Origin of the sequence: Polynucleobacter sp. GWA2_45_21, from assembly GCF_001830325.1 — a bacterium.
Classification (GTDB): domain Bacteria; phylum Pseudomonadota; class Gammaproteobacteria; order Burkholderiales; family Burkholderiaceae; genus Polynucleobacter.
On sequence record NZ_MHZG01000004.1, the window covers coordinates 26,762 to 36,819 of the forward strand.

7 protein-coding genes are annotated in these 10,058 nt (G+C 47.3%); 2 read left to right on the top strand and 5 right to left on the bottom strand.

The genetic code is table 11. The features are described from left to right. The first annotated feature begins 7 nt into the window (after nt 1-7). Complete coding sequence (gene dnaE / locus A2X74_RS06220) at nt 8-3,634, top strand: DNA polymerase III subunit alpha (RefSeq protein ID WP_293625530.1); 3,627 nt, start codon at nt 8-10, stop codon at nt 3,632-3,634. Between the two features lie 30 nt (nt 3,635-3,664). Here dnaE and A2X74_RS06225 read toward each other — a convergent pair whose 3' ends face one another. Genes A2X74_RS06225 through A2X74_RS06235 form a run of 3 tightly spaced genes read right to left on the bottom strand, consistent with a single transcriptional unit; the run spans nt 3,665 to nt 6,398 of the window. Continuing rightward, complete coding sequence (locus A2X74_RS06225) at nt 3,665-4,822, bottom strand: glycosyltransferase family 9 protein (RefSeq protein ID WP_293625528.1); 1,158 nt, start codon at nt 4,820-4,822, stop codon at nt 3,665-3,667. 20 nt (nt 4,823-4,842) lie between these two features. Beyond that, nucleotides 4,843-5,622 (bottom strand): glycosyltransferase family 2 protein, encoded by a 780-nt coding sequence (locus A2X74_RS06230; RefSeq protein ID WP_293625526.1) that lies wholly within the window; start codon nt 5,620-5,622, stop codon nt 4,843-4,845. Beyond that, nucleotides 5,619-6,398 (bottom strand): glycosyltransferase family 2 protein, encoded by a 780-nt coding sequence (locus A2X74_RS06235; protein WP_293625524.1) that lies wholly within the window; start codon nt 6,396-6,398, stop codon nt 5,619-5,621. The genes A2X74_RS06230 and A2X74_RS06235 overlap by 4 nt, the downstream gene beginning before the upstream one ends. Nucleotides 6,399-6,408: 10 nt before the next feature. On the opposite strand from A2X74_RS06235, the gene msbA reads away from it, so the two are divergent. Next, nucleotides 6,409-8,172 carry a lipid A export permease/ATP-binding protein MsbA gene (msbA, locus tag A2X74_RS06240; RefSeq protein ID WP_293625522.1) on the top strand — a complete coding sequence of 588 codons (1,764 nt, stop codon included), beginning with the start codon at nt 6,409-6,411 and terminating at the stop codon, nt 8,170-8,172. A gap of 7 nt (nt 8,173-8,179) precedes the next feature. Here the strand turns inward: msbA and rng are convergent, their stop codons facing one another. Together rng and A2X74_RS06250 are read right to left on the bottom strand one after the other, a co-directional pair. Further along, on the bottom strand, nt 8,180-9,643 hold the full coding sequence (rng, locus tag A2X74_RS06245; protein ID WP_293625514.1) for a ribonuclease G: 1,464 nt from the start codon (nt 9,641-9,643) through the stop codon (nt 8,180-8,182). Next, nucleotides 9,640-10,058 (bottom strand): Maf family protein (locus A2X74_RS06250; RefSeq protein WP_299764915.1); only part of this gene is annotated, 419 nt, incomplete at its 5' end. The genes rng and A2X74_RS06250, both read right to left, overlap by 4 nt.

Genomic DNA, 10,058 nt, shown 5'->3' on the forward strand with positions numbered 1-10,058 from the left:
TGATCTCATGGCTTCACCCCGTTTTGTTCATCTGCGCGTCCATTCCGAGTTTTCAATTACGGATGGCGTCGTTCGTATTGATGATGCGGTAGCTGCAGCCGAAAAAGACGGTATGGGGGCCTTAGCCCTCACTGATTTGAGTAATTTATTTGGCTTAGTCCGTTTTTATAGTGCTGCACGCTCAAGCGGAGTTAAGCCGATTGCAGGTGCAGACGTTTGGATCAGCAACCCCCAGGACCCAGATCAACCGCATCGTTTATTACTTTTAGTTCAAAACCACTCTGGCTATCTCAATTTATGTCAGTTATTGAGTAAGGCCTCCCTAGAGAATCAATCTCGTGGTCGAGCAGAGGTAGATCCCAAGTGGTTTAGTGAACCCGCTTCTAAAGCGGAAGATAAAGCTGCAAAAAGAACGCTTGCCTATGGATTGATTGCACTGTCGAGCGGACGCTGGGGTGATGTTGGTGCTGCGCTCTTAGCTGGCCAAGAAGACCAAGCTAAAGATGCCGCTAAGCATTGGGCAAAATTATTTCCGAATGCTTTTTACATTGAAGTGCAACGTGGGGGCCATCCTCAGGATGAAAAGCAACTTCAGCTTGCCTGCCATCTTGCTAGCGAATTGGATCTACCCATCGTAGCAACGCACCCAGTGCAGTTTATGCAAAGAAGTGATTTCACGGCTCATGAGGCTCGCGTGTGTATTGCAGAGGGTGAGCTCTTAGGCAATCCTCGTCGCACTAAGAAGTTTAATGAAGAGCAATATTTCTTATCTCAGGAAGAGATGGAAAAGCGCTTTGCGGATTTACCGATTGCTCTTGCCAATTCAGTAGAGATTGCCAAGCGATGCAATCTTTCCTTAACGTTGGGTCAGCCACGCTTACCGGACTTCCCAACACCCCCTGGTATTACGCTCGACGATTATTTATTGCAGCAATCGGAGATTGGTTTGAAGCGCCATATGGAGCGCAATTTCCCAGATCCAGAAGAGCGTGCAAAGGAAGAGGCTCGTTATCACGAGCGCCTAGTCTTCGAGGTGAAGACCATTTCTCAAATGGGTTTCCCGGGCTACTTTCTGATTGTTGCTGACTTTATTAACTGGGCGAAAAACAATGGCGTGCCAGTCGGCCCGGGTCGCGGATCTGGTGCTGGCTCTTTAGTTGCTTATTCACTCGGTATTACTGACCTTGATCCACTGCGTTATAACCTCCTCTTTGAGCGCTTCTTAAATCCTGAGCGGGTATCGATGCCCGACTTCGATATTGACTTCTGTCAGCATGGGCGCGATCGCGTGATTCAGTACGTCAAAGATAAGTACGGAAAAGATGCGGTTAGTCAAATTGCCACCTTTGGAACGATGGCTGCCAGAGCGGCAATTCGTGACGTGGGTCGCGTGCTGGAGCAAGGTTATAACTTTGTTGACGGAATTGCCAAGCTGATCCCGAATAAGCCAGGTCAGTACATGACTATCGAAATGGCTAAGAAGGAAGAGAAGCAATTAGGCGAGCGCGAAAAAAATGAAGATGAGGTGCGCCAGCTTTTATCTCTTGCACAGCAGCTTGAAGGCATGACCCGTAACGTCGGTATGCATGCGGGTGGCGTATTGATTGCCCCTGGTCGTTTGACCGATTTTTGCCCGCTTTATACACAAGAGGCAAAAGATTCTAAAGATCAAGAGAGTGGCTCCGTCATTAGTCAGTTTGACAAAGATGACGTAGAAGCTATCGGCCTAGTGAAGTTCGACTTCTTGGGTTTAACGACGTTGACTATTTTGGCCGCTGCTGAGAAGTGGATCAAAACATTACATGCTGATCGCAAAGATTGGAATATTGGTGAAATTCCACTCGATGATGAAAAGGCGTTTGAAGTTTTAAAGAATGCTAATACGGTTGCCGTCTTCCAGTTGGAAAGTCGCGGCATGCAAGGCATGCTTCGTGAAGCCAAGCCTGACCGCTTCGAAGACATTATTGCGCTCGTGGCACTCTACCGACCCGGCCCAATGGATTTGATTCCGGACTTTATTGAGCGTAAGCATGGTCGTCAAAAAGTAGAGTATCCAGATCCGCGTATTGAGCCCGTTCTGCAAGAAACCTACGGCATCATGGTCTATCAAGAGCAGGTGATGCAGATGGCCCAGATGATTGGTGGCTACTCACTTGGTGGCGCAGATATGTTGCGTCGTGCGATGGGTAAGAAGAAGCCCGAAGAGATGGCGCAGCATCGCAAGATTTTTAGTGATGGTGCAAAAGCTGGCGGTATTACTGAGGGTAAGGCCAACGAGATTTATGACTTGATGGAGCGTTTTGCGGGCTATGGATTTAATAAATCCCATGCTGCAGCCTACGCGCTCTTAGCCTATCAAACTGCCTGGCTTAAGGCTTACTACCCTGCTGAATTTATGGCGGCCAACTTATCGCTCGCAATGGATGACACCGATAAGGTGAAGATTCTGTATGACGATTGCTTGGCAAATAATATTCGTGTGTTCTCACCAGACATTAATACCGGCGTTTATGTCTTCACACCATTGCGTGCCCCAGACGCCGCTCCCGATTCCCCAATTAGTCATATTCGCTATGGATTAGGTGCCGTCAGGGGTACGGGCGAAGCGGCTATTGAGGTGATTGTGAAGGCGCGTGAAGCTGGCGGTCCTTTCAAAGATTTATTTGATTTCTGCGCACGCGTTGATCGTAGGCAGGTCAATCGTCGTGCGATTGAGGCTTTGATGCGTGCAGGTGCCTTTGATAGTTTGTATAAGGACTCTATTCCTGCTGGCGGTAATCCTTACGATATTCGATCTACCTTATTGGCTTCTCTTGCGCGTGCAATTGAGGCGGCGGAACAAGCTGAAGCTTCAATCAATCAAGTCAGTTTGTTTGAGGTAGCAGGGGAAGAGGATCGCCATCTGCCTGAGTTGGTACGCGAACCAGTCTGGTCGGAAAAGAAACGCCTTCAAGATGAGAAGAGCGCCTTAGGACTTTGCCTAACCGGCCACATGTTTGACGCCTATCGCGACGAGACGGCGCATTTTATTCGTCAACCATTGGCAAAAGTGACCGAGGGTAAAGATCAGTTGATTGCCGGCATTATTACTTCTGCCCGCATGCTCACCGGTCAGCGTGGCCGCATGATGATTGCAACCATCGATGATGGCACCGCTGCAATAGAGGTGACCCTCTATAGCGAAGTGTATGAACCGAATCGTTCTTGGCTTAAAGAAGATGAGTTGCTAGTTGCGAAGGTGAACGTTACTCCCGACAAGTTTTCCGGGGGGATGCGGATCGTATCAGAGGCGGTGATGGATATTACGGGTGCTCGCATGCGTTTTGCTCGTAATATTCACCTATCGATTGATTCAGCGATTGACCTTAAATCCTTGCGTAGCCAAATTGGGCCTTACTTGATGAGTAATCGAGTGCGAGATCCGAAGTTGGGACCCGCGGTAGCCGCTATGCCAAGCGGAAGTGAAGGGCTGAAGGGTTTAATGCTTACGGCTGCGGTCACTACTAGTGGCGGGGCCTGTCTAATGCAATTCCCGGAAGAGCTACGTATCTATCCTGATGATGCTTGCTTGCATAGCCTGAATCAGATATTGGCAGCCAAGCAATCCAATACTGTTCAGGTTCAGTATCACTAAATCTGTAGTTCGAAAACCACCTAGAGTGATTTATTGATTTGTAGCATCTTTAAGCGCTGCAATCACTTGATTGGGTTCTAATAGATCCAAGCACTCGCTATTACTGCTCGCCCGATCTTCACAGCCTGCTTTGCGACAGGGGACGCATTCACCGGGGCCTTGCAGGATCGTGACATTACCAACTGTCTGCGAGCGAGCTCTTAATTGATAGGGTTGTTCGCCAATAAAACCATTAGGCCATGGCCCAAAGTTAGTCGGTGGCGTTGGACCAAATAAGGCAATGGTCGGTGTATTGCATGCTGCCGCTAGGTGTGTGATGGATGTATCTACCCCGACATAGGCAATTGCACCACGAATTAGTGTTCCCGCTTGCGGGATAGTAAGTAGGCCTGCTGTATCAACAACATGACTGCGGGTTTCTTCATCGAGCAATGACAGAATATCTTTGTTTAGCTGTAGATCTTGCTTGGCGGGTGATGCGCTCAATACAACTTGCCAACCTTGTTTTGCAATCCATGTCAGCAATGTTTGCCAATAGGCAAGCGGCCAACGCTTGTAGGCGGTCAAGGGCCCTGGATGTACTACAACGTAAGGTGCGTGGAGTTGACCGGCAATGCTTGGGGTAATTGGATCGCCAGCAGGTGGAGTAACTGAAATAGGTTTGCTAAATAAATCCCGTGGCTTCTTGTAAAAGATCTCGAGCAGGCGAAGCTTTTCAGTAATGACATGCTGTGCAAAATAATCTACAGCAACTGTATGTAAGCAGATAGCTTTTTTCCAGGCATTTTGCTTATCACCCTTGTTTTTCTTGGTCTTGTCTTGTTCAGTCAGACCTTGAGGATGACCGCCTAGTACACCAACGCGGTGATGAGCGGCCACTAAGCCATAGAAATAGGCGCGATCACTGGGTTGGGTAACTACTGCTAAATCGTAACGTTGAAAAAGCTTAAAAAATAAGGAGAGATATTCTTTGAGTTTGGGGCGGTCTGAAGTTTCGATTGTCTGGACAATATCGGGATTGCCTTTGAGCATCTCGAGCTTGCCACGGTAACCTAAAAAGTGAAACTCGGCATCAGGCCATAGTTCGCGCGCTTGAGAGATGAGCGGTGTAGTGACAAGGACATCCCCAATTTGGCGAGTCGCAATAAACAAAACTTTTTTAGGTTTTAGTGCTGAGAATGCAGTCATGGGGCTAATTTAACTGAATCCTACTGAGCTTTAGCGAGAATTTTTTCACGGACGCGGCGTGCATTTTCTGCAGCGTTGGATTGGTCATTGATGCGGTGGTAGAGATGAAGCACTTCAGTCGACCAGGATCCGGATTTACGAATCAAACCCCTGTTCTGCAGCCTGAAAACAAAATCTGCATCCTCGTGCCCCCAGCCTGTCATGGTTTCATCAAAGCCGCCAATGGCTTGAGCATCCACTTTCCAGCAGGCCATATTGCAACCCTTAATACGACGCCATACAAATTTCTTGTAGTTACGCCAGGCACCATCTCCTAGCTTCATCTTAAGGGGCCAATACTTATTGATGCCACCAGAGAGTCGATAACTCAATAGCTTGTTGATAAATTTTTTGAAATTCCAGTGCGACCATGAAAGCAATTCTTTGCTGAGTTCGTCGTTAAGCAAGACACGACTACCCGTAACTAAGTGGTTTGCCTGAGATAGCGTTCGATGTTGGGCGATAAAGTCTGGCTGTACAAGGCAGTCGCCATCTAAAAATACGAGATAGTCGCCGCGCGCTGTCTCGATTGCTTGATTAAGAATACGGGTCTTGCGAAAACCTTGATCCTCTTGCCAAAGATGGGTAATTTTTACTGGAAAATTTTTCTGGATTGCTTCTATCAAGCTCTTAGTTTCTACTGTGGAGCCGTCATCAGCAATGATGATTTCAAAATCTAAATCAGTTTGAGTGCCAAGTGACTCAAGACAGAGTTTGAGAGCTTGTGGCCAGTTATAAGTTGCTAAAAGTACGGAGATCATTTGCTGTGATGGGGATTATTCGCAGCTTCTTGATGCAATTGCCATAACTTCATGTAGCGATAGTAGGTTCCTTGCCCGTTAGAGATTGCCAAAGCAAATCCTTGGGGGCCGTCTAAAAAGCCAAGGCGTATAAAGTAGGTGCGAGTAAAAGCCCAGATACCGTGAAGAACAGCCTTTAAAGGACTACTTGTCTTGCCTTTGGCGAACGCTTGCTCAGCCGAAGCTGTTGAATAGCGATCAATTTTTTGTAGAACTTGTGAGAAGTTCATAAAACTATAGTGCAGCATGGGGTTCTCTAGTTTTGCCACTTGCCCATTAGGGATCAGTCGCTCATGAACCAGGTCATCTGAGAAACGAGCTGTGCCACGTTTAAATAATCTGTCCACATAATCCGGATTCCAGCCAGAGTGGCGGATAAAGCGACCGCAATACCAGGATAGTCGTGGAATGGCAAAGCAGTCGACATGTGCCGAGTGATGAATAGCGGTCAGAATTTCACTTCTGAGGGCTGGAGTCAGTCGCTCATCAGCATCCAGAGAGAGAACCCATTCGCATGTTGCCAAGTCCAGGGCGCGGTTCTTTTGGGGTCCAAACCCAGGCCAATCCGCTGGTTGACTAATAACTGCGCCATGGTTTTTAGCGATTTCTAGGGTGCTATCGCTGCTATTGGTATCCACCACCACGATTTGCTGGGCAATCCCCTCTAGGGAGGTCAAACAATCGGCCAAATTGGCCTCTTCATTGCGAGTGATGAGTATGACGGATAAGGTGGGCATAATTCATTATATGAATGCTCAAGACCGTACCGCCCTAAATCGCTTAATTCAGTACCTGAAGCCCCATATCCGCTTGATTATTGGGTCTCTATTAGCCATGGCGCTGGTTGCTGGGGCTGAAACTTCCATTCCAGCCTTAATGAAGCCTTTGTTAGACCGCGGCTTCACTGGTCAGATGGATAACAAGCTCTGGTTGGTGCCGGTTTTCTTGGTTGGATTGGCTTTTGTCCGGGGTATGGCGCAATTTTTGTCCAGCTATCTTCTGAATCGTGTGATCAATGCCGTCTTGCTGAAGATGCGCATGCAGATGTTTAAGGCTTTATTGCATTCAAGCACCACTTTCTTCCAAAAGAACTCTGCATCCAGCTTAATTAATGCGGTAGTTTTCGAAGTGAATAATGCCCTTTCAATCATGGGTGGCATGTTAATCAGTTTGGTAAGAGATTCTCTTACTGTGATCGGATTGATTGGTTATCTGATTTACCTAAACTGGCAATTGACTTTAGTGGTGCTAATGATTTTCCCGATCATTGCACTCATCATTGGCAGAATTAATAAACGCTTACGCTCGCTTAACCGTGAGCAGCAGACAATGACAAGCGAGCTCGCTTACATCGTTGAAGAATCTGCAGCTGGATATAAGATCGTTAAGGTGCACGGTGCTGAAGAGTACGAGATGGGTCGCTTTATGGAGAAGGCCGATCGTCTGCGTCAATTTGCTTTGAAGTCGGCGGTGGCTGGAGGTTTGAATCAGCCAATCACTCAACTGATTGCTTCCATGGCACTCTCGATTGTTTTGGTTATTGCCTTGATGCAGTCTGCCTCTGAGGGCACTACGGTTGGCGGTTTCGCCGCTTTTATTACTGCCATGATGTTGGTGATTTCGCCGATTAAACATTTAGCCGATATTAATCAGCCCTTACAACGTGGCTTAACTGCGGCGGAAATGATTTTTTCGCTCATGGATCAACCTTTTGAAGAGGACGAGTCTCGAAAAGAAAATATGAAGTCCTTGGATAAGGCTAAGGGTGGAATTCGTTTTGAGAATGTTGGCTTCTCTTATCAGCAAGAAGCAGGGCGTAAAGATGCTCTCACTGGTGTGAATTTGAACATCAAGCCTGGCGAAGTCGTTGCCTTTGTGGGGCCATCTGGTGGTGGCAAATCTACCTTAGTGAATTTATTGCCCCGATTCTTTAAACCAACAAGCGGACAAATTTTCTTGGACGATATTCCACTTGAGGACATTATTCTTGCGGATGTGCGCAAGCAAATTGCTTTTGTGAGTCAGGATGTTATTTTATTTAATGACAGCATTGCAGCAAACGTAGCCTATGGTGCTGTTTGTCCAGAAGGCATTGACCGTGGGCGAGTGATGGAGGCGCTTGAGGCAGCAAATTTATCTGCGCTGATGAAAGAAATGCCTGAAGGAATTGATACTCAAATTGGGGATAACGGCAATCGCCTATCCGGTGGTCAGCGCCAGCGTTTAGCAATCGCGAGAGCCATTTATAAAGATGCGCCTATCCTCATCTTGGATGAAGCAACTTCAGCGTTGGACTCTGAATCCGAGCGTCAAGTGCAAGATGCCCTAGAGCGATTGATGGCCGGTAGAACTACCTTGGTGATTGCACATCGCCTATCAACTATTGAGCATGCCGATCGGATTGTGGTGCTTGAGCATGGTCACGTGATTGAGAATGGCTCACACGAAGAGTTGATTGCTAAGGATGGCATGTATGCCAACTTGCATCGCATCCAGTTTTCGAATGCTTAGTCAGTAATTAACTGAGAACGATGTCGTACTGCTCTTGGCGGAAGCTACCTTCGGCCTGAAGCTTGATTGGCTTGCTAATAAAGTCGCCTAACTGCGCCAAGAATTGATTTTCTTCTTCAAGGAAGAGATCAATTACATCAGGCGCAGCAACAATTCTAAATTCCCGGGGATTAAATTGGCGATGCTCGCGCACAATCTCGCGCAAAATCTCGTAACAAATGGTTTGCGCTGTTTTGACTTCACCCTTGCCTTGGCAGGTAGCACAAGACTCACAAGTAATATGAGCGAGGGACTCTCGAGTACGTTTGCGTGTCATTTCTACTAAGCCTAGCGAGGAAAAGTCGCTGACTGAAGTGCGAGCATGATCACGCTCTAAATTGCGATTGAGTTCATGCAACACCGACTCTTGATGCTCCTTGCTCAACATATCAATAAAGTCAATGATGATGATGCCGCCAAGATTGCGTAAGCGCAGCTGACGAGCAATAGCCTGAGCGGCCTCAAGATTAGTTTTAAATACGGTGTCATCAAGATTGCGTGCACCGACATAACTGCCGGTATTGACATCAATCGTAGTCATGGACTCTGTTTGATCGATCATCAGGTAGCCACCCGATTTGAGATCAACTCTTCTCCCAAGCGCCTTATTGATTTCAGCATCTACATCAAACAAATCAAATAGGGCACGCTCACCACGATGCAGGGTGAGCTTATCCAAGAGGTTTGGCATATATAGCGTCGCAAACCCCTTGAGCTTTTCAAAGTTCTCCGCAGAGTCAACCCGAATTTTTATAGTTTCTTCACCAGCAACATCGCGCAATACACGTTCAGCTAAGCTGAGGTCCTGATAAAGCAGGCTGGGGGCAGCCTTATGATTCACAGCTTCTCGGATCCTCTCCCAGGTGGTGCGTAGGTAATGCATGTCGTGCTCAAGCTCGGTGTCGCTAGCGTCTTGTGCACTGGTGCGCACAATGATTCCGCCTTTTTCATCTACGGGCATTAGTCCTGCAAGGCGCGCCTTGATAGCCTCCCGTTCCTCGGGCTGATCAATTCGTTGGGATACGCCAATATATTTTTCTGTAGCCGCATCAGTTCCAGCTGGGGGTAGATAAACCAAATTACGGCCAGCAATACTCAATTGAGTCGTGAGGCGTGCACCTTTAGTGCCCAATGGATCTTTGAGAACTTGAACTAAAACATTTTGCCCCTCGAAAAGCAGTTTTTCGATTTGTGCTTGAGGATTGTTTTGCGTGATATCAGCGACGTGCATAAATGCAGTGCGCTCTAAACCAATTTCAATAAAAGCGGATTGCATGCCAGGCAGTACGCGTACAACTTTGGCTAAATAGATATTGCCAACAATGCCGCGTTGCCGTGTGCGCTCAATTTGAAGCTCTTGCACGGCACCTTGCTGAATTAATGCCACCCGTGTTTCTTGGGGGGTAATGTTGATCAGAATTTCTTCATTCATATGCGGGCAACTTTAGCGAAATCCAATAATTGGTTAACTTCAAAAATAGGTAGTCCCATAATACCGCTATAGCTGCCTTTAATTGAGGGAATAAAAGCCCCTCCCAAACCTTGAATGCCATACGCCCCAGCCTTACCAAAGGGCTCACCACTCTGAATGTAGCCGTCAATTTGCGCTTGAGTTAAATGGGCAAACTCCACTTCGGAGACTTGTACTAAACAAAGTGGGTTTGTTTTAGGATCAATTGTGAGCACAACTGCAGTAAGTACTTCATGAACTTGGCCGCTGAGCATTTTTAGAATGCGTTCAGCATCGGCAGCATCATGCGGTTTTCCCAGAATCTCGCCGGCAGGATTGCCACTTGATTTCAACCCGTCGATGCAACACACTACAAACTGCGTAAGCGCAAGGAGTG

What these genes read in the sequence shown, in the direction of transcription:
- dnaE (WP_293625530.1), top strand. Translation starts at nt 8, where the DNA reads ATGGCTTCACCCCGTTTTGTTCATCTGCGCGTCCATTCCGAGTTTTCA.
- A2X74_RS06225 (WP_293625528.1), bottom strand. Translation starts at nt 4,822, where the DNA reads ATGACTGCATTCTCAGCACTAAAACCTAAAAAAGTTTTGTTTATTGCG.
- A2X74_RS06230 (WP_293625526.1), bottom strand. Translation starts at nt 5,622, where the DNA reads ATGATCTCCGTACTTTTAGCAACTTATAACTGGCCACAAGCTCTCAAA.
- A2X74_RS06235 (WP_293625524.1), bottom strand. Translation starts at nt 6,398, where the DNA reads ATGCCCACCTTATCCGTCATACTCATCACTCGCAATGAAGAGGCCAAT.
- msbA (WP_293625522.1), top strand. Translation starts at nt 6,409, where the DNA reads ATGAATGCTCAAGACCGTACCGCCCTAAATCGCTTAATTCAGTACCTG.
- rng (WP_293625514.1), bottom strand. Translation starts at nt 9,643, where the DNA reads ATGAATGAAGAAATTCTGATCAACATTACCCCCCAAGAAACACGGGTG.